Here is a 19079-nt window from a genome sequence, read left to right as displayed (position 1 = left end):
GAAGCGCCGCCGCGCCTGCGGTTGAAAGAGAAGACCATGAAAGACACCATTCGCCAGCTCATCCAGCAAGCCATCGCCCAACTCGTCGCTGAAGGTGTGCTGCCAGAAGGCCTGTCGCCGGCGATTCAGGTCGAAAACACCCGCGACAAGACCCACGGCGACTTCGCCAGCAACATCGCGATGATGCTCGCCAAGCCGGCCGGCATGAAACCGCGGGACCTGGCGGAAAAAATCATCGCCGCGCTACCGGCCGACGAAAATGTCAGCAAGGCGGACATTGCCGGACCCGGCTTCATCAATTTCTTCCAGAACACCCAGGCCCTGGCTTCGCGCCTGGACGCGGCCCTGGCCGACGTGCGCCTCGGCGTGCGCAAGGCCGGCCCGTTGCAGCGCACCGTGGTCGACCTCTCGGCGCCCAACCTTGCCAAGGAAATGCACGTCGGCCACCTGCGCTCGACCATCATCGGCGACGGCGTGGCCCGGGTCCTGGAGTTTCTTGGCGACACCGTGATCCGCCAGAACCACGTCGGCGACTGGGGCACCCAGTTCGGCATGCTGATGGCCTACCTGCAGGAAAACCCGATCACCAGCGACGAACTGTCGGACCTGGAGAACTTCTACCGCGCCGCCAAGCAACGCTTCGACGAGTCGCCCGAGTTCGCCGACCGTGCCCGCGGCCTGGTGGTCAAGCTGCAGGCCGGCGATGCCGAGTGCCTGGCGCTGTGGAGCAAGTTCAAGGACATCTCCCTGTCCCACTGCCAGAAAATCTACGAACTGCTGAACGTCAAATTGACCATGGCCGACGTGATGGGCGAAAGCGCCTACAACGACGACCTGATCAATGTGGTCAACGACCTCAAGGCCAAGGGCATGCTGGTGGAAAGCAACGGCGCCCAGTGTGTGTTCCTCGACCAATTCAAGACCGCCGATGGCGAGCCGCTGCCGGTGATCATCGTCAAGGCCGACGGTGGCTACCTCTACGCCACCACTGACCTGGCGGCCGTGCGCTACCGCAACGGCGTGCTCAAGGCCGATCGAGTGCTGTACTTCGTCGACCAGCGCCAGGCCCTGCACTTCCAGCAGGTGTTCGAAGTCGCGCGCCAGGCCGGTTTCGTGACCCGTCCAATGGAAATGGAGCACATGGGCTTCGGCACCATGAACGGCGCCGACGGTCGTCCGTTCAAGACCCGTGACGGCGGCACGGTGAAGTTGATCGACCTGCTGACCGAAGCTCAGGAGCGCGCCTACATCCTGGTCAAGGGCAAGAACCCGGACCTGGCCGAAGACGAACTGCGCAAGATCGCCAAGGTCGTGGGCATCGACGCGGTGAAATACGCCGACCTGTCCAAGCATCGCACCAGCGACTACAGCTTCAACTTCGACCTGATGCTCAACTTCGAAGGCAACACCGCGCCGTACCTGCTGTACGCCTACACCCGCGTGGCCGGGGTGTTCCGCAAGCTCGGCAAAAGCTTCAGTGAAGTAGACGGCCAGATCGTGCTTGAAGCCGCCCAGGAACAGGAACTGGCGGCGAAACTCGCGCAGTTCGGCGAGGTGCTGAACAACGTCGCCGACAAGGGCACACCGCACATCCTGTGCGCCTACCTGTACGATGTAGCCGGCCTGTTCTCCAGCTTCTACGAGAACTGCCCGATCCTCAATGCGCAAACCCCAGAGCAAATGCAGAGTCGCCTGCGCCTCGCCGCGCTGACCGGTCGTACGCTCAAGCAAGGCCTGGAGCTGCTGGGCCTGGAAACCCTGGAGCGCATGTAAGTTGGCCGCCAAGAAAAAACCTGCACCCAAGCGCGGCGCCAGTCGTTACCAGCCTCCAGCCAAGAAACCGATTCCGGGCTGGTTGTGGATGGCCATCGGCCTGACCGTCGGCGCTTTCATTGTGTTCCTGATGAAGCTGGAGCCGGGCCAGGGCGATGACGTCAAGCGCGTCCGGCAGGAGCAGCAGAAAGCCACGCGCATCGCCGAGGCCAACAAGACCCCGCCGAGCCCGACGCAACCGGTGAAGCCGAAGTACGACTTCTACACCTTGCTGCCGGAATCGGAAGTCATCGTGCCGCCCGATGCCGTGCCGGAGAAAACCCTGCCGACACCGCAAGTGCCCACGACACCGGTGACCCCGGCCGAAGCGGCGAAAATCGACACCGCTCGCGCCCAGGCAGCCCTGGCCGGCATCACGCCGCCACCGGCCCCGCCGGTGCAGAAAGCCGCGCCGGTGACCAAGTTCTTCCTCCAGGCCGGATCGTTCCGCAAGGAGGCCGACGCCGACAAGGTCCGGGCGCAGATCATTCTGCTGGGCCAGTCCGTGTCAGTGGAGTCCGGCACCGTCAAGGACGAAACCTGGTACCGGGTATTGGTCGGCCCGTTCAGCAACCGCGAAGAACTGACCAAGGCCCAGAAACAACTGGCCGGCAGCGGTTTCAGCAACCTGTTGTTACAACAACGCCAGAGCCGCTGATTTCTGCTGAAAACACCCGGTGCTGTGGGGCTTTTGTGGCGAGGGAGCTTGCTCCCGCTGGGCTGCGTAGCAGCCCCAAAAGCTTGGGACCGCTGCGCGCTCCAACGGGAGCAAGCTCCCTCGCCACAGTGAATGCCTTTGCCACAAACTTGATTGCCCCCCAGGGCGCCGCTCGTCCCCTCTCCCTCCCCACAGTTGAAAAACCCCACGCCACCCCCATATGAGTTCCATCCGGGCATTTTCGCCCCGCTGCGTGGAGACTCTCCCTTGACCACCATCGTTTCAGTCCGCCGTCATGGCAAAGTCGTCATGGGCGGCGACGGCCAGGTTTCACTGGGCAACACCGTGATGAAAGGCAACGCGAAGAAAGTCCGCCGCCTGTATCACGGCGAGGTCATCGCCGGTTTTGCCGGTGCCACTGCCGACGCCTTCACGTTGTTCGAACGTTTCGAAGGCCAGCTGGAAAAACACCAGGGCCATCTGGTCCGTGCCGCTGTGGAGCTGGCCAAGGAATGGCGCACCGACCGCTCTCTGAGCCGCCTCGAAGCCATGCTCGCGGTCGCCAACAAGGACGCCTCCCTGATCATCACCGGCAACGGCGATGTCGTTGAGCCCGAGGACGGCCTGATCGCCATGGGTTCCGGCGGCGCCTACGCCCAGGCGGCGGCCAGCGCGCTGCTGAAAAAAACCGACCTGTCGGCCCGTGAGATCGTCGAGACTGCCTTGGGCATCGCCGGCGACATCTGCGTCTTCACCAATCACACCCAGACCATTGAGGAGCAGGACCTCGCCGAATAAGCCTGCCACTTGCGCACCGGCTCATTCATGCTTGAGGACCGCCAATTACTATGTCCATGACTCCCCGCGAAATCGTCCACGAACTCAATCGCCATATCATCGGCCAGGACGATGCCAAGCGCGCCGTCGCCATTGCCCTGCGCAATCGCTGGCGGCGGATGCAGTTGCCCGAAGAGCTGCGCGTCGAGGTGACCCCCAAAAACATCCTGATGATCGGCCCGACCGGTGTCGGTAAAACCGAAATCGCCCGGCGCCTGGCCAAACTCGCCAACGCGCCGTTCATCAAGGTCGAGGCCACCAAGTTCACCGAAGTCGGCTATGTCGGCCGCGACGTCGAGTCGATCATCCGTGACTTGGCCGATGCCGCCATCAAGCTGCTGCGCGAACAGGAAATCACCAAGGTTCGCCACCGCGCCGAAGACGCCGCCGAAGAGCGCATCCTCGACGCCCTGCTGCCACCGGCGCGCATGGGCTTCAACGCCGACTCTGCCGCAACCCAGGATTCCAACACCCGCCAGCTGTTCCGCAAGCGCCTGCGCGAAGGCCAGCTGGATGACAAGGAAATCGAGATCGAAGTCGCCGAAATGGCCGGCGTCGACATTTCCGCGCCACCGGGCATGGAAGAAATGACCAACCAGTTGCAGAGCCTGTTCGCCAACATGGGCAAGGGCAAGAAAAAGAGCCGCAAGCTCAAGGTCAAGGAAGCGCTGAAACTGGTGCGCGATGAAGAAGCCAGCCGCCTGGTCAACGAAGAAGAGCTGAAGGCCAAGGCGCTGGAGGCGGTCGAGCAACACGGCATCGTGTTCATCGACGAAATCGACAAGGTCGCCAAGCGCGGCAATGTCGGCGGCGCCGATGTGTCCCGCGAGGGTGTACAACGCGACCTGCTGCCGCTGATCGAAGGCTGCACGGTCAACACCAAGCTGGGCATGGTCAAGACTGACCACATCCTGTTCATCGCTTCCGGTGCCTTCCACCTGAGCAAGCCGAGCGACCTGGTGCCGGAGCTACAGGGTCGCCTGCCGATCCGTGTCGAGCTCAAGGCGCTGACGCCGGAAGACTTCGAGCGCATCCTGAGCGAGCCTCACGCGTCCTTGACCGAACAGTATTGCGCACTGCTCAAGACCGAAGGCCTGAACATCGAGTTCGCGCCAGAAGGCATCAAGCGCCTGGCCCAGATCGCCTGGCAGGTGAACGAAAAGACCGAGAACATCGGTGCCCGTCGCCTGCACACGCTGCTCGAACGCCTGCTGGAGGAAGTCTCGTTCAGCGCCGGCGACCTGGCCAGTGCCCATAATGAAGCGCCGATCCTGATCGACGCCGAGTACGTCAACAGCCACCTGGGTGAACTGGCGCAGAACGAAGACCTGTCGCGGTATATCCTGTAAGTAGCAATTACAGGCGAACGCAGACCTGTGGGAGCGGGCTGTGTGGGAGCAAAGCTTGCTCGCGATCCAGGCGCTGCGGTCCTCAAGAGACCGCGGCGTTTTCATCGCGGGCAAGCCTTGCTCCCACACAGCCCGCTCCCACATTGACTGTGTCGTTTTATAGATCAAGGCTCCTTCAGAGACGGATCACAGGCCATGACCAAACTCCCCACCGCCATCAACCTGCACAAAGCCTCCAGGACCCTGACGCTCAAGTACGCGCCAGACGAGGAGTACCACCTGCCCGCCGAATTCCTGCGAGTGCACTCGCCTTCCGCCGAGGTCCAGGGCCATGGCAAACCCATCCTGCAATACGGCAAGCTCAACGTCGGCCTGACCAAGGTCGAACCGGCCGGCCAGTACGCACTGAAACTGACCTTTGACGACGGCCACGACAGCGGACTGTTCACTTGGGATTATCTCTATCAGTTGGCGGTGCGCCAGCAAGACCTGTGGAACGATTATCTTGGCGAACTCAAGGCCGCTGGAAAAACCCGCGATCCGAACGAGTCCGTCGTCAAGCTGATGCTCTAGCTCAAGGGCTGGCGCTTTAGGGGGATTTTTCTAGACTCATCTGCTTGAATGCCCGCGCAGCAACGTCAATGACTGGCCTGCTTGCGAAAAAAATTAAACTCGGGTAACCAATGGAGCTGGCAAGTTACCTGCAAAGGAACCGACGAGTTCCTGGCATACGTTTCCTCATTGGCCCTCGATGCGGAATTAATGGTCACCCGAGCAGCGTACCTGGTATTGGCTGTGTGGCTTCATGGCACGATACGGGTACTCGTCTGAAGGACAATGGAGCGTCGTAGATGAGCAACAAGAACAACGATGACCTGAAGTACCAGGCCTCGGAAAATACCCTGGGGTTGAATCCCGTCGTCGGCTTGCGCAGGAAAGACCTGCTGGCCTCTGCCCGCATGGTGCTGACCCAGGCCATCAAGCAACCGCTGCACAGCGTCAAGCACGTCGCTCATTTCGGCGTCGAACTCAAGAATGTCCTGTTCGGCAGATCCGAACTGCAACCGGCCGGTGACGACCGTCGCTTCGTCGACCCGGCGTGGAGCCAGAACCCGCTCTACAAACGTTACCTGCAAACCTACCTGGCGTGGCGCAAGGAGCTGCACGCCTGGATCGACGACAGCAACCTCTCGCCGGCGGACATCAGCCGCGGGCATTTCGTGATCAACCTGATGACCGAAGCCATGGCGCCGACCAACTCGGCGGCCAACCCGGCGGCGGTCAAGCGCTTCTTCGAAACCGGCGGCAAGAGCCTGCTGGACGGCCTGTCCCACCTGGCCAAGGATCTGGTGCACAACGGCGGGATGCCGAGCCAGGTCAACATGGGTGCGTTCGAGGTCGGCAAGAGCCTGGGCGTGACCGAAGGCGCCGTAGTGTTTCGCAACGACGTGCTGGAGCTGATCCAGTACCGGCCCATCACCGAGCAGGTCCACGAGCGACCGCTGCTGGTGGTGCCACCACAGATCAACAAGTTCTACGTTTTCGACCTGAGCCCGGACAAGAGCCTGGCGCGCTTCTGCCTGCGCAGCAACGTGCAGACCTTCATCGTCAGTTGGCGCAACCCCACCAAGGAGCAGCGCGAGTGGGGCCTGTCGACCTACATCGAGGCACTCAAGGAAGCGGTGGACGTGGTCACGGCCATCACCGGCAGCAAGGACGTGAACATGCTCGGGGCCTGCTCGGGCGGCATCACCTGCACCGCGCTGCTGGGCCATTACGCCGCCCTCGGCGAGAAAAAGGTCAACGCCCTGACCTTGCTGGTGAGTGTGCTCGACACCACCCTGGACACCGACGTGGCGCTGTTCGTCGACGAGCAGACCCTGGAAGCGGCCAAGCGCCACTCCTACCAGGCCGGCGTACTCGAGGGCCGCGACATGGCCAAGGTGTTCGCCTGGATGCGCCCCAACGACCTGATCTGGAACTACTGGGTCAACAACTACCTGTTGGGCAACGAACCGCCGGTGTTCGACATCCTGTTCTGGAACAACGACACCACGAGACTGCCGGCGGCGTTCCACGGCGACCTCATCGAAATGTTCAAGAACAACCCACTGATCCGTCCCAATGCACTGGAAGTGTGCGGCACGCCCATCGACCTCAAGCAGGTCACCGCCGACATCTTCTCCCTGGCCGGCACCAACGACCACATCACACCGTGGAAGTCCTGCTACAAGTCGGCGCAGTTGTTTGGCGGCAAGGTGGAGTTCGTGCTGTCGAGCAGCGGCCATATCCAGAGCATCCTCAACCCGCCAGGCAACCCCAAGTCACGCTACATGACCGGCGAGGACATGCCGGCCAAGGCCGAGGACTGGCAGGAAAACTCCACCAAGCACACCGATTCCTGGTGGCTGCACTGGCAGGCCTGGCAGGCCGAGCGCTCGGGCAAACTGAAAAAAGCCCCTACCGTGCTGGGCAACAAGGCCTACCCGGCCGGTGAAGCGGCGCCTGGCACCTATGTGCATGAGCGGTAACGGATGCAACTCGTCTGCTGCGGGAGTGGACTTGCTCACGAAAGCACTCCGGCAGCCGACATTGATGTTGAATGCTGGGCCGTCTTCGCGAGCAAGCCCGCTCCCACATTTGGATCACTGCGAACTTGAAACCCATGTTCACACCGCTCCATGTGGGAGCGGGCTTGCTCGCGAAGGCAGCGACTCGGTCTGACAGATCGAACACAGGTAAACCGAGACATGACCCATAGGGCTTGAAGCATGCCGCAACCGTACATCTTCCGTACCGTCGATCTGGATGGCCAGACCTTGCGCACCGCGGTACGTCCCGGCAAGCCTCACTTGACGCCCCTGCTGATTTTCAACGGCATCGGCGCCAACCTCGAGCTGGTGTTCCCGTTCATCCAGGCCCTGGACCCGGACCTGGAAGTCATCGCCTTTGACGTGCCCGGTGTCGGCGGCTCATCGACGCCCAACCGGCCGTATCGCTTTCCCGGGCTGGCAAAACTCACTGCGAGGATGCTCGATTACCTGGACTACGGGCAGGTCAACGTGATCGGCGTGTCCTGGGGGGGCGCCCTGGCCCAGCAGTTCGCCTATGACTACCCGGAGCGCTGCAAGAAGCTGGTCCTGGCGGCCACGGCGGCTGGGGCGGTGATGGTGCCGGGCAAACCGAAGGTGCTGTGGATGATGGCCAGCCCTCGGCGCTATGTTCAACCGTCCCACGTGATGCGTATCGCACCGCTGATCTACGGTGGCTCGTTCCGCCGCGACCCGAGCCTGGCGGCCAGCCATGCGGCCAAGGTTCGTTCGGCGGGCAAGCTTGGGTATTACTGGCAACTGTTCGCCGGTCTGGGCTGGACCAGCATCCACTGGCTGCACAAGATCCACCAGCCGACCCTGGTGCTGGCCGGCGACGACGACCCGCTGATTCCACTGATCAACATGCGCATGCTGGCCTGGCGCATTCCCAACGCCCAATTGCACATCATCGATGACGGCCATCTGTTCCTGATCACCCGGGCCGAAGCGGTGGCACCGATCATCATGAAATTCCTGGAGGAAGAACGTCAGCGTGCAGTGATGCATCCGCATCCCTCGCCGCTGGGCGGCTGAAACCGCCCATTAGCGCCTGGCAGGACGCCGGACCGCGCAACGACCCGAAACAGCGACTATGTTGTCTGGTTCGGTGTGTTTGTTTTTAGCCTGATGACGAAGGAGTTGACTCATGCGCGACAAACCGGCGAAGGGTTCCATGCCCGCCCCTGCCAGCTTCATCAACGCACAAAGTGCAGTCACCGGCTTGCGTGGCAGAGACCTGCTGTCCACCTTGCGCAGCGTGGCCGCACATGGCTTGCGCAACCCGGTGCACAGTGCCCGGCATGCGTTGAAGCTGGGCGGTCAACTGGGCCGTGTGCTGCTGGGCGAGACCCTGCACCCCACCAACCCCAACGACCAGCGTTTCGCCGACCCCACCTGGCAGCTCAATCCGTTCTACCGCCGCAGCCTGCAGGCCTACCTGAGCTGGCAGAAACAGGTCACGAGCTGGATCGACGAAAGCACCATGAGCCAGGATGACCGCGCCCGCGCCCACTTCGCCTTCGCCCTGCTCAACGATGCCGTGTCGCCGTCCAATACCTTGCTCAACCCACTGGCGGTCAAGGAACTGTTCAACTCCGGCGGCGCCAGCCTGGTTCGAGGTATCAGCCACCTGGTAGACGACCTGCTGCACAACGACGGCTTGCCGCGCCAAACCACGCCCCACGCCTTTGAAGTCGGCAAGACCCTGGCGACCACACCCGGAGCGGTGGTGTTTCGCAACGAATTGCTCGAGCTGATCCAGTACCGGCCCATGAGCGAAAAACAGTACGCCAAGCCCTTGCTGATCGTGCCGCCGCAGATCAACAAGTTCTACATTTTCGACCTGAGCCCTTCCAACAGCTTCGTTCAGTACGCCCTGAAAAACGGTTTGCAGGTCTTCATCATCAGTTGGCGCAACCCGGATGTACGCCACCGCGAATGGGGCCTGTCCAGTTATGTCGAGGCTGCGGAGGAGGCCATGAATGTCTGCCGGGCGATCACCGGCGCCCGCGAGGTCAACCTGATGGGTGCCTGCGCCGGGGGCATGACCATCGCCGCCCTGCAAGGCCACCTGCAAGCCAAGCGCCAGCTACGCCGGGTCGCCAGCGCCACGTATCTGGTGAGCCTGCTGGACAGCCAGATCGACAGCCCGGCCACGTTGTTCATCGACGAACAGACCCTAGAAGCCGCCAAGCGCCGCTCCTACCAGAAGGGCATCCTCGATGGTCGCGACATGGCCCGGGTATTCGCCTGGATGCGCCCCAACGATCTGATCTGGACCTACTTCATCAACAACTACCTGCTGGGCAAGGAGCCGCCGGCCTTCGACATCCTCTACTGGAATAACGATTGCACCCGGCTGCCGGCGGCTTACCACGGTGACCTGCTGGACTTCTTCAAGCACAACCCACTGACCCATCCCGGCGGCCTGGAAGTGTGCGGCACGCCAATCGACCTGCAGAAAGTGACGGTGGACAGTTTCAGCGTGGGTGGCATCAACGACCACATCACGCCCTGGGACGCGGTGTACCGCTCGACGCTGTTGCTCGGTGGCGAAAAACGCTTCGTGCTTTCCAACAGCGGCCATGTCCAGAGCATCCTCAACCCACCGGGCAACCCCAAGGCCAATTACATCGAAAGCGCGAAACTGAGCAGCGACCCACGGGCCTGGTACTACGACGCCAAGCACGTCGAAGGCAGTTGGTGGACCCAGTGGCTGGGCTGGATCCAGGAGCGCTCCGGCGCCCAACACGAAACCCAGATGACCTTGGGCAACGCGAACTACCCGCCTCTGGACGCAGCCCCGGGGACCTATGTTCGCGTGCGCTGAAGGCCCCACTCCACGGCCAGGTTATTGGCCGTGGCACGACTTGATCACTAAGAAGAACGGATGAAAACCCGCGACCGCATCCTCGAATGTGCCCTGCAGTTATTCAACGAAAAGGGCGAACCGAACGTATCCACCATGGAAGTTGCCAACGAAATGGGCATCAGCCCGGGCAACCTCTACTACCACTTCCATGGCAAGGAGCCGCTGATCCTCGGGTTGTTCGAGCGATTCCAGAGCGAACTGGCACCGCTGCTGGACCCTCCGGCGGACGTGCAGTTGGCGCCGGAAGACTATTGGTTGTTCCTGCATCTGATCGTCGAGCGTCTGGCCCAGTACCGGTTTCTGTTCCAGGACCTGTCGAACCTGGCCGGGCGCTTGCCGAAGCTGGCCAAGGGCATTCGCCAACTGCTCAATGCCCTGAAACGAACCCTCGCCTCGTTGCTGGCGCAACTCAAGGCCCAGGGGTTGCTGGTCAGCGATACCCAGGCCCTGGGGCAACTGGTGGAACAGATCACCATGACCTTGCTGTTCTCGCTGGACTATCAGCGGATCCTCGACCGTGAGGGTGAGGTCCGGCTGGTGGTCTACCAGATCATGATGCTGGTAGCCCCGCACCTGCCGCCTGCGACCAAGGTGGCGACCGAGCAATTGGCGTTGCGCTACCTGGAAGAACACGAGTAAGTACCTTGTGGGAGCGAGCCTGCTCGCGATGACGGTCGCACATCCAACATCAATGTGGCTGACACACCGCAATCGCGAGCAGGCTCACTCCCACATTATTTTCTGGGTGATTTCAATATTTGCACCACCACTCCCACAGGTTGACCTGCGTACAAACAAAAACGCCCGACCTTCACAGGCCGGGCGTTTTTGCATGTCCTCAAGAATCAGGACTGGGTGGGAGGCGTCGTTGGAGCCGGCGCGGTAGTCGGAGTGGCGACCGGGGTCGGCGCTGCGGCGGAGTTCGCCGTGCTCACCGAGGTAGCCGGTTTGGCGGCCGCGGTCGGCGCCTTCGGTGCAGTTGCTTTTGGCGCCGCCGGTTTTTTCACAGCCGGTTTTTTTGCCACCGCAGGTTTAGCGGCTGCTTTGGCAGCAGGCTTGGCGGCAGGTTTGGCTGCCGCTTTGGCCGTAGCAGGTTTGGCCGCTGCGGTTTTAGCAGCAGGTTTGGCCGCTGGCTTGGCTGCCGCTTTCGCCGCCACCGGTTTGGCCGCCGCTTTGGCAGCAGGTTTGGCCGCTGCGGTTTTAGCCGCGGGCTTGGCCGCTGCTTTGGCAGCAGGCTTGGCGGCGGTTTTTGCCGCGGCCTTGACCAATGGCTTGGCTGCCGTTTTGGTCGCCGGCTTGGCCGCTGCCGTCTTGGTCGCTACCGGTGCGACTTTGGCGCCAGTGAGTTTTTCGATCTGCTTGGTCAACGTATCGACCTTGCTGTGCAGCGCCTTCACTTCATTGCGGCTCGGCACGCCCAGACGCGAGATCGCACTGTTCAGGCGCTTGTCGAAAGCCCCTTCCAGTTCGTCCCATTTGCCCAGTGCACGATCCTTCACGCCGCCGATTCGCGACTTGGCGGACTCGGCAGTGCCCTTGGCCGCATCGACTTGTTTGCCGACGGCCGTCTTGGTGAGTTTTTCGGCCTTTTCGCCGTCCTTAACCAGGGACTCGAAGAGTTTGCTGCCGTCAGTGTCGATCTTCGAGTACACGCCTAAACCAGCAAGCCAGATTTTGCGGGAGTATTTTTCAATCTTCCCGGCCCACGAGCTGCCTTCTTTTTCAGTGATCTTTTTGCCAGCCATCCCGTTCTCCTTAATGTTTACGCGCGACACGTTCGAGCAATGCTGTCAGCTCATCGAGCTTAGCAGAGAGTGTCTCAACGTCATGTTTAGACGGAATGCCGATACGATTCAAGGCACTTGCAACACGGGCATCAAATACCTTCTCGACTTTATCGAGTTGTACTTCAACCCGGGCCTTGAAAGTATTGACGTCGGTCTTGGCTTCAATCAATTCGCTGTTGGCCGCTTCAAGTTTCCCGGCAATTTTCTTTTTGCCTTTTGTTTCAATAACTTCGCCAGCCTTTACCAACTCCTGGAAGTACTCGCTGCCTTCCTGGCCGACCTTCGTGTAGGCGCCCAGGCCAGCCAGCCAGATCTTGCGCGCGTACGTTTTCACGTCGCTGAGCGTGGAAGATTCAACGTCGGTTTTTTTCTTCAGAATAACTTTGGCCATGGTGCACCTCACTCGAAAAAAGGTTTGAGGAACTGCCCGCGCATGGACGGGCTCAGGCACAAAGTAGTGACAATAATTAGAAAGGGCACCCTAACAACTGACAGACATCCTGTTGGCGCTGACTTCCCATGTGGGAGCGAGCCTGCTCGCGATAGCGGAGCGTCAGCCAACTTTGATGTGACTGATGCAATGCAATCGCGAGCAAGCTCGCTCCCACAGGTGAATAGGTGGTGAACTTGAGTCACGCATTCCATCCACCCTTCGATCAATCAAACCAACGCCTTATCCAGCGCCTTTTCGATTTCCGTCTTGATCGTGCCGCTCATGGCCGACATCAACATGCCCAGCTCCACATCGACGCGGATCGAATCCTCGCCCACATGCACTTCGCCCTTGACCCCGGAACGCTTGAGTTTCAGGGTATCGCCCTCCCACTGCGGCTCCAGGCCATAGCTGTCGGACAACTTCTGGGCCAGCTTGTCGGCCTTCTCTCGCGCCGCTTCCTTGCCCAGGCCATGGGCACGCTCAACAGTTATACGGGCCATCGGGTGACTCCTGTTTTATCGGGACTTGCCTGAACGTTTCAGACCCTGGCTGCGTCAAAACGTCCCGGCGGTAGCCCATCTTACCTTCAGCCTTGCCAAGACAAAGCCCTCCACCGGGATTAGAATGTCCCGCATTCTTTTTTGGTGACCGCGATATGACTGATCAGCGCAAAGGCAGCGATGCCGAACCCACCACTCACTTCGGCTTCAAGAACGTGCCGGAAAGCCAGAAAGCGGAAAAAGTCGCCGAGGTTTTCCACTCCGTGGCCGCCAAGTATGACTTGATGAACGACCTGCTCTCGGGCGGCATGCACCGCCTGTGGAAGCGTTTTGCGATCGAGCTGTCGGGCGTGCGCAGCGGCAACCGCGTACTGGACATCGCCGGCGGCACGGGCGACCTGACGAAGAAGTTTTCCCACATCGTCGGGCCGACCGGCCAGGTGGTGCTCGCCGACATCAACGAATCCATGCTCAAGGTCGGCCGCGACCGCCTGCTGGACCTGGGTGTGGCCGGCAATGTCGAGTTCGTCCAGGCCGACGCCGAGAAGCTGCCGTTCCCCGACAATCATTTCGACTGCGTGACCATCGCCTTCGGCCTGCGCAACGTCACCCACAAGGAAGACGCCCTGCGCTCGATGCTGCGCGTGCTCAAGCCCGGCGGCCGCCTGCTGGTGCTGGAATTCTCCAAGCCAACCAACGCGCTGATGTCCAAGGCCTACGATGCCTACTCGTTCGCCTTCATGCCGCTGATGGGCAAGCTGATCACCAATGACTCGGAAAGCTATCGCTACCTGGCCGAATCGATCCGCATGCACCCGAACCAGGAAACCCTGAAGTCGATGATGGTCGAGGCCGGTTTCGACCGCGTGACATACCACAACATGACCGCAGGCATCGTCGCCCTGCATCGCGGCATCAAACCCTGATGCTGCTCACCGGCCTGCTCGCCAGCGTCGAACTCGGCCTCAACCGGGTGCTGCGCCTGGACAGCACGGCGCTCGCGCGCCTGGCGCACTTGAGCGGCACAGTGATCGCCGTGGACTGCCGCAGCCCGGCGTTGCGGCTGTTCATCCTGCCCAGCGACGAAGGCCTGATGCTCGCCGCCCACTGGGAAGCCGAGGCCGACTGCACGCTGCGTGCCCCGGCGTCGAGCCTGCTGAACCTGGCCCTGGGCAAGGACAAGACTGCCGTGCTGCACAGCCCTGACGTGGAACTCGACGGCGACAGTGGCGTGCTGCTGGAGCTGGCGGCGATTCTCCAGGACCTGGAGCTGGATTGGGAATACGAAGTGTCTCGCTGGATCGGCCCGGTGGCGACCCAATTGCTCAGCGGCCATTTGCGTAGCCGCGGCCGCTGGTATCGCCAGGGCTTCGCCAGCCTGGGGCAGAATCTGAGTGAATACCTGGCCGAAGAATCGCGTACCCTCGTAGGCCAACGCGAAGCCCAGGCCCGTTTTAATGAACTGGACCAGGTCAAGCTTGACCTGGAACGTCTCGAGGCGCGTTTCGAGCGCCTTTCCCGATCCCTTGAAACCAAGCGATAACGCATGAAGCTGCTTGCCGTCCGCCGTTTGTTGCGCATCCAGCGCGTCGTGATCCGCTACCGCCTCGATGACCTGCTGTTCGCCCTGCCGTTGCCCTGGTTTCTCCTGGCACTGCGTTTCGTGCTGCCGTGGCGCTGGTTCCCCCGGCGAACGCTGGACCTGACGCGCGGCGCACGCCTGCGCCTGGCCTTGCAGGACCTGGGACCCATCTTCATCAAGTTCGGGCAGATTCTCTCGACCCGTCGCGACCTGTTGCCCGAAGACATCGCCGATGAGCTGATGCTGCTGCAGGACCGCGTGCCGCCGTTCGACTCCAAGCTGTCGGTGGCGCTGATCGAAGAGCAACTGGGCAAGAAGGTCAGCGAAGTCTTCAGCCGTTTCGACGTCGAGCCCCTGGCCTCGGCCTCGGTGGCCCAGGTGCATGCCGCGCAGCTCAAGAGCGGCGAAGAAGTGGTGGTCAAGGTCATCCGCCCGGGCCTCAAGCCGATCATCGCCCAGGACCTGGCGTGGCTGTTCATCCTCGCCCGCGCCGCCGAGCGGCTGTCGGCCGACGCCCGCCTGCTGCATCCGGTGGACGTGGTCCAGGACTACGAAAAAACCATCTACGACGAACTCGACCTGCTGCGCGAAGCCGCCAACGCCAGCCAGTTGCGCCGCAACTTCGAGGGCTCGCCGCTGCTCTATGTGCCGCAAGTGTATTGGGACTGGTGTCGCCCGAAAGTGTTGGTGATGGAGCGCATCTACGGCATCCAGGTCACCGACCTGGCAACCCTGGCCGACCAGCGTACCGACATGAAGCTGCTGGCCGAGCGTGGCGTGGAGATTTTCTTCACCCAGGTATTTCGCGACAGCTTCTTCCACGCCGACATGCACCCGGGCAACATCTTCGTCAGCACCGTGCAACCGTGGAGCCCGCAATACATTGCCATCGACTGCGGCATCGTCGGCAGCCTGACTCCCGAGGACCAGGATTACCTGGCGCGCAACCTGTTCGCCTTCTTCAAGCGTGATTACCGTCGTGTCGCCCAACTGCACATCGATTCGGGCTGGGTCCCGGCCGAGACCAAGCTCAACGAATTCGAAGCGGCGATCCGTACCGTGTGCGAACCGATCTTCGAAAAACCGTTAAAAGATATTTCCTTCGGCCAGGTGCTGATGCGCCTGTTCCAGACCGCGCGCCGCTTCAACATGGAGGTTCAGCCACAGCTGGTACTGTTGCAGAAAACCCTGTTGAACATCGAAGGCCTCGGCCGCCAGTTGTATCCGGACCTCGACCTGTGGAACACCGCCCAACCGTTCCTCGAACGCTGGATGCGCGAGCGCGTCAGCCCCAAAACCTTGCTGGGCAACGTGCAAAGCCAGTTCGAGCAGCTCCCGCACCTGGCCAACATGACCCGCGACCTGCTCGAACGCATGTCCCAGCCCCATGCCCACGACCCGGCGCCACCGTGGCACCGACGCAAGGATGACTGGTTCCTGCGCCTGCTCGGCGCAGCTCACCTGGGAGGTGGCGCAATGCTGGCGGCTGGTGGGCCGTTGAGCGAATTGGGCCATTGGCCCGCCGCAATCATGGTAATCGTCGGCTTGTATCTGGTCGTTCGCCGATAGCCAGCACCGGTTCGCGCTGGCACACTGTTTCAACGCTGGGCCCGCCGACTTCAGGTGCGTGGCCCATGGTCGGAGTCAAAGATGAAAAACTGGCAGGACGAGATCAAATGGGACGCTGACGGCCTGGTGCCGGCCATCGCCCAGGACCACAAGACCGGGCGCGTACTGATGATGGCCTGGATGAACCGCGAAGCACTGGCCCTGACCGCCGCCGAGAACCGCGCCATCTATTGGTCACGTTCCCGTGGCAAGCTGTGGCGCAAAGGTGAAGAATCCGGGCATGTGCAGCACCTGCATGAGATGCGCCTGGACTGCGACGGCGACGTCATCATCCTGATGGTCGAACAAGTCGGTGAGATTGCCTGCCACACCGGCCGTCAAAGCTGCTTCTATCGCGTCTTCGAGAACGGCGACTGGAAAACCGTCGACCCGGTGCTCAAGGACCCGCATGCCATTTATTCAGGACATACCCATGAGTGACACCCTGACCCGCCTGGCCCAGGTGCTGGAAGAGCGCAAAGGCGCCGCGGCCGACAGTTCCTATGTCGCCAGCCTGTACCACAAGGGTTTGAACAAGATTCTGGAAAAAGTCGGCGAAGAGTCGGTCGAGACCATCATCGCCGCCAAGGACGCCGCCATCAGCGGCGATTGCAGCGACGTGATCTACGAGACCGCCGACCTGTGGTTCCACAGCCTGGTCATGCTGGCCCAACTGGGGCAGCATCCGCAGGCCGTACTGGATGAACTGGACCGTCGCTTCGGTCTGTCCGGGCACGTCGAAAAAGCCTCGCGCCCGTCCGCCTGATCAACTTTTGAGAGGAATAGCCACATGGGTATCTTTGACTGGAAACACTGGATCGTCATCCTGGTTGTCGTGGTGCTGGTATTCGGTACCAAGAAACTGAAAAACCTCGGCACCGATGTCGGCGAGTCGATCAAGGGCTTTCGCAAAGCCATGAACGATGACGAAAAACCGGCCGACCCGACGGCTGCCCCGGCGCAACCGGTACAGCCAGCCCAACCGGTACATCCCCAGGCCACCCAGCCTGTGAATGCGCCGCACACCATCGACGTGCAGGCACAAAAAGTCGAAGAGCCCGTCCGCAAAGACTCGTGAGCACTGACTAATGTTTGGGATCAGCTTCACTGAACTGCTGCTCGTCGGCCTCGTCGCCCTGCTGGTACTGGGCCCAGAGCGCCTGCCGGGTGCTGCGCGTACCGCCGGTCTGTGGATCGGGCGCCTGAAGCGCAGCTTCAATGCGATCAAACAGGAAGTTGAACGTGAGATCGGTGCCGACGACATCCGTCGGCAACTTCACAACGAACATATCCTGTCCCTGGAGCAGGAAGCGCGGAAAATCTTCACGCCGACCCAACAGGAGCCGACGCCGGTTCAGCCTGCGGTCGAGCCGACGATTGCGCCACAGGCGTCGGTGGACAACACGACGCCCGTGGTGGCCGAGCCGGCCCAACCGGTGGAACCCGCCGCGACAGTAACAACGCCAGCAGCTCCCAACGACCCTACTTTGCCGCCGCGAGCCCCATGAGCGATATCCCTGAAAACGACCAGCCGATGCCGCTGGTATCGCACCTCACCGAGTTGCGCACCCGCCTGCTGCGTTGCGTCGCGGCGGTTTTCATCATCTTCGCCGGGCTGTTTTCCTTCACCCAGCAGATCTACACCTTCGTTTCCACGCCGCTGCGCCAGTACCTGCCGGTAGGGGCAACGATGATCGCTACCGACGTGTCGTCGCCGTTCCTGACGCCACTGAAGCTGACGATGATGGTCTCGCTGTTCCTGGCGATCCCGGTGATCCTGCACCAGATCTGGGGCTTCATCGCACCGGGCCTGTACAAGCATGAAAAACGCATCGCCGTGCCGCTGCTGGTGTCCAGCATCCTGCTGTTCTATACCGGTATGGCCTTCGCCTATTTCCTGGTGTTCCCGCTGATCTTCAAGTTCTTCGCCGCCGCTACGCCGGCAGGCGTGGAGATGATGACCGACATCACCAGCTACCTGGATTTCGTCATGACGCTGTTCTTCGCCTTCGGCGTGGCGTTCGAAATCCCCGTGGCGGTGGTCCTGCTGGTGTGGATCGGCGTGGTGGACGTGGCCTACCTGAAGAGGATCCGCCCCTATGTGATCATCGGCTGCTTCGTGGTCGGCATGATCCTGACCCCGCCGGACATTTTCTCCCAGACCCTGTTGGCCGTGCCGATGTGGCTGCTGTTCGAGATCGGTATCCTGTTCGGTGGCCTGGTGCGCAAGCGCCGGGAAGAGGAGCCCGAGGAACACCCCGTCGATGACCACAACGACCAGCCGCCAGCGACCCAAGCGTGAACCTGCTGCTGCTCGAAGAGGCCGATTTCATCGGGCCTGACCGGGTCGTGCTGAGCGATCGCCGGTTGACCCACATGCAGGAAGTCCATCGCAGCGCTGTCGGCGACAGCCTGCGGGTCGGGCGTATCGGCGGCTTGATGGGCACGGCCCAGGTGCTGCGCCTGGAGGCTCGCGAGGCCGAACTGCAAGTGACCCTCGACCAGCCGCCACCGGCCAAGTTGCCGCTGACCCTGGTGCTGGCGCTACCGCGTCCGAAAATGCTCAGGCGAGTGTTCCAGACCGTCGCCACCATGGGTGTGCCACGGGTGGTGCTGGTCAACAGTTATCGCGTGGAAAAGAGCTTTTGGCAGACGCCGTTCCTCGAACCCGAGGCTATCCGCGAGCAACTGATCCTGGGCCTGGAACAAGCCCGGGACAGTGTGCTGCCAGAGATCATTATCGAAAAACGCTTCAAACCCTTCGTCGAGGACCGCCTGCCGGCCATCGCCAACGGCACCCTCGGACTGGTCGGGCACCCTGGCAACCACCCGCCCTGCCCGCGAGCGCTAACAGAACCGGTGACCTTGGCCATCGGCCCCGAAGGCGGTTGGATTCCCTACGAGATCGACCTGCTGGGCAAGGCCGGCTTGCAACCGGTGCAGTTGGGCGAGCGGATCCTGCGGGTCGAGACCGCGGTTACGGCGCTGCTCTCACGACTGTTCTGATCCCATGGCCTGTGCACTTTTGTGACAGGGTAGATTTATCC

20 protein-coding genes and 1 pseudogene are annotated in these 19079 nt (G+C 61.7%); 18 read left to right on the top strand and 3 right to left on the bottom strand.

Annotated features, from left to right (window positions below; genetic code table 11):
• Nucleotides 1–36: 36 nt before the first annotated feature.
• The 9 genes from argS to PBDP_RS02260 all read left to right on the top strand — a co-directional run bounded on the left by argS (nt 37) and on the right by PBDP_RS02260 (nt 10758).
• Nucleotides 37–1773 (top strand): arginine--tRNA ligase, encoded by a 1737-nt coding sequence (gene argS / locus PBDP_RS02300; protein WP_109752033.1) that lies wholly within the window; start codon nt 37–39, stop codon nt 1771–1773.
• A gap of 1 nt (nt 1774) precedes the next feature.
• Nucleotides 1775–2470, top strand: coding sequence for an SPOR domain-containing protein (locus PBDP_RS02295; RefSeq protein ID WP_003196959.1), 696 nt, complete (start codon nt 1775–1777; stop codon nt 2468–2470).
• A gap of 267 nt (nt 2471–2737) precedes the next feature.
• The gene (hslV, locus tag PBDP_RS02290) at nt 2738–3268 is read left to right on the top strand and encodes an ATP-dependent protease subunit HslV (RefSeq protein ID WP_003196958.1); all 531 of its coding nucleotides are present in this window, start codon (nt 2738–2740) and stop codon (nt 3266–3268) included.
• Nucleotides 3269–3318: 50 nt separating this feature from the next.
• Nucleotides 3319–4656: an ATP-dependent protease ATPase subunit HslU gene (hslU, locus tag PBDP_RS02285; protein WP_212801764.1), complete on the top strand. Its 1338-nt coding sequence runs from the start codon at nt 3319–3321 to the stop codon at nt 4654–4656.
• Between the two features lie 195 nt (nt 4657–4851).
• Nucleotides 4852–5229 carry a gamma-butyrobetaine hydroxylase family protein gene (locus tag PBDP_RS02280; RefSeq protein WP_109752031.1) on the top strand — a complete coding sequence of 126 codons (378 nt, stop codon included), beginning with the start codon at nt 4852–4854 and terminating at the stop codon, nt 5227–5229.
• Between the two features lie 278 nt (nt 5230–5507).
• Complete coding sequence (gene phaC / locus PBDP_RS02275) at nt 5508–7187, top strand: class II poly(R)-hydroxyalkanoic acid synthase (protein ID WP_109752030.1); 1680 nt, start codon at nt 5508–5510, stop codon at nt 7185–7187.
• Nucleotides 7188–7427: 240 nt separating this feature from the next.
• The gene (gene phaZ, locus PBDP_RS02270) at nt 7428–8282 is read left to right on the top strand and encodes a poly(3-hydroxyalkanoate) depolymerase (RefSeq protein ID WP_109752028.1); all 855 of its coding nucleotides are present in this window, start codon (nt 7428–7430) and stop codon (nt 8280–8282) included.
• Nucleotides 8283–8394: 112 nt separating this feature from the next.
• Nucleotides 8395–10077: a class II poly(R)-hydroxyalkanoic acid synthase gene (gene phaC / locus PBDP_RS02265; RefSeq protein WP_116833981.1), complete on the top strand. Its 1683-nt coding sequence runs from the start codon at nt 8395–8397 to the stop codon at nt 10075–10077.
• 60 nt (nt 10078–10137) lie between these two features.
• On the top strand, nt 10138–10758 hold the full coding sequence (locus tag PBDP_RS02260; RefSeq protein WP_109752026.1) for a TetR/AcrR family transcriptional regulator: 621 nt from the start codon (nt 10138–10140) through the stop codon (nt 10756–10758).
• Nucleotides 10759–10964: 206 nt separating this feature from the next.
• Here PBDP_RS02260 and PBDP_RS02255 read toward each other — a convergent pair whose 3' ends face one another.
• The 3 genes from PBDP_RS02255 to PBDP_RS02245 all read right to left on the bottom strand — a co-directional run bounded on the left by PBDP_RS02255 (nt 10965) and on the right by PBDP_RS02245 (nt 12842).
• Complete coding sequence (locus PBDP_RS02255; RefSeq protein ID WP_212801763.1) at nt 10965–11864, bottom strand: phasin family protein; 900 nt, start codon at nt 11862–11864, stop codon at nt 10965–10967.
• A gap of 10 nt (nt 11865–11874) precedes the next feature.
• The gene (locus tag PBDP_RS02250; RefSeq protein WP_039592410.1) at nt 11875–12297 is read right to left on the bottom strand and encodes a phasin family protein; all 423 of its coding nucleotides are present in this window, start codon (nt 12295–12297) and stop codon (nt 11875–11877) included.
• A gap of 269 nt (nt 12298–12566) precedes the next feature.
• A complete protein-coding gene (locus tag PBDP_RS02245; RefSeq protein WP_109752024.1) occupies nt 12567–12842 on the bottom strand; it encodes a polyhydroxyalkanoic acid system family protein in 276 nt (91 codons plus the stop codon).
• Between the two features lie 155 nt (nt 12843–12997).
• Here PBDP_RS02245 and ubiE point away from each other — a divergent pair, with 155 nt between their 5' ends.
• The 9 genes and pseudogenes from ubiE to PBDP_RS02200 all read left to right on the top strand — a co-directional run bounded on the left by ubiE (nt 12998) and on the right by PBDP_RS02200 (nt 19038).
• Nucleotides 12998–13768 carry a bifunctional demethylmenaquinone methyltransferase/2-methoxy-6-polyprenyl-1,4-benzoquinol methylase UbiE gene (ubiE, locus tag PBDP_RS02240; protein ID WP_003196937.1) on the top strand — a complete coding sequence of 257 codons (771 nt, stop codon included), beginning with the start codon at nt 12998–13000 and terminating at the stop codon, nt 13766–13768.
• Nucleotides 13768–14392, top strand: a pseudogene (locus PBDP_RS02235) (ubiquinone biosynthesis accessory factor UbiJ). The gene ubiE and the pseudogene PBDP_RS02235 overlap by 1 nt, the downstream one beginning before the upstream one ends.
• Nucleotides 14389–15993, top strand: a complete 1605-nt coding sequence (ubiB, locus tag PBDP_RS02230; protein ID WP_109752022.1) for a ubiquinone biosynthesis regulatory protein kinase UbiB — start codon at nt 14389–14391, stop codon at nt 15991–15993. Before PBDP_RS02235 ends, ubiB begins: the two are co-directional and overlap by 4 nt.
• 81 nt (nt 15994–16074) lie before the next feature.
• Nucleotides 16075–16473: a phosphoribosyl-AMP cyclohydrolase gene (gene hisI, locus PBDP_RS02225; protein WP_003196931.1), complete on the top strand. Its 399-nt coding sequence runs from the start codon at nt 16075–16077 to the stop codon at nt 16471–16473.
• Entirely contained in the window at nt 16466–16798 is a 333-nt protein-coding gene (locus PBDP_RS02220; protein WP_003186671.1) for a phosphoribosyl-ATP diphosphatase, read from the top strand. The genes hisI and PBDP_RS02220 overlap by 8 nt, the downstream gene beginning before the upstream one ends.
• 24 nt (nt 16799–16822) lie before the next feature.
• Nucleotides 16823–17110 (top strand): twin-arginine translocase TatA/TatE family subunit, encoded by a 288-nt coding sequence (locus PBDP_RS02215; RefSeq protein ID WP_109752021.1) that lies wholly within the window; start codon nt 16823–16825, stop codon nt 17108–17110.
• Nucleotides 17111–17120: 10 nt separating this feature from the next.
• Nucleotides 17121–17540: a Sec-independent protein translocase protein TatB gene (gene tatB / locus PBDP_RS02210; protein WP_116833979.1), complete on the top strand. Its 420-nt coding sequence runs from the start codon at nt 17121–17123 to the stop codon at nt 17538–17540.
• Nucleotides 17537–18334 carry a twin-arginine translocase subunit TatC gene (gene tatC, locus PBDP_RS02205; RefSeq protein ID WP_163855669.1) on the top strand — a complete coding sequence of 266 codons (798 nt, stop codon included), beginning with the start codon at nt 17537–17539 and terminating at the stop codon, nt 18332–18334. Before tatB ends, tatC begins: the two co-directional genes overlap by 4 nt.
• Nucleotides 18331–19038, top strand: coding sequence for a 16S rRNA (uracil(1498)-N(3))-methyltransferase (locus tag PBDP_RS02200; protein ID WP_212801762.1), 708 nt, complete (start codon nt 18331–18333; stop codon nt 19036–19038). The genes tatC and PBDP_RS02200 overlap by 4 nt, the downstream gene beginning before the upstream one ends.
• The last annotated feature ends 41 nt before the right edge of the window (nt 19039–19079 follow it).

The sequence above is a fragment of the Pseudomonas sp. St290 genome, assembly GCF_018325805.1.
GTDB lineage: Bacteria > Pseudomonadota > Gammaproteobacteria > Pseudomonadales > Pseudomonadaceae > Aquipseudomonas > Aquipseudomonas bijieensis.
This window is presented reverse-complemented; position numbering and strand designations above follow the sequence as displayed.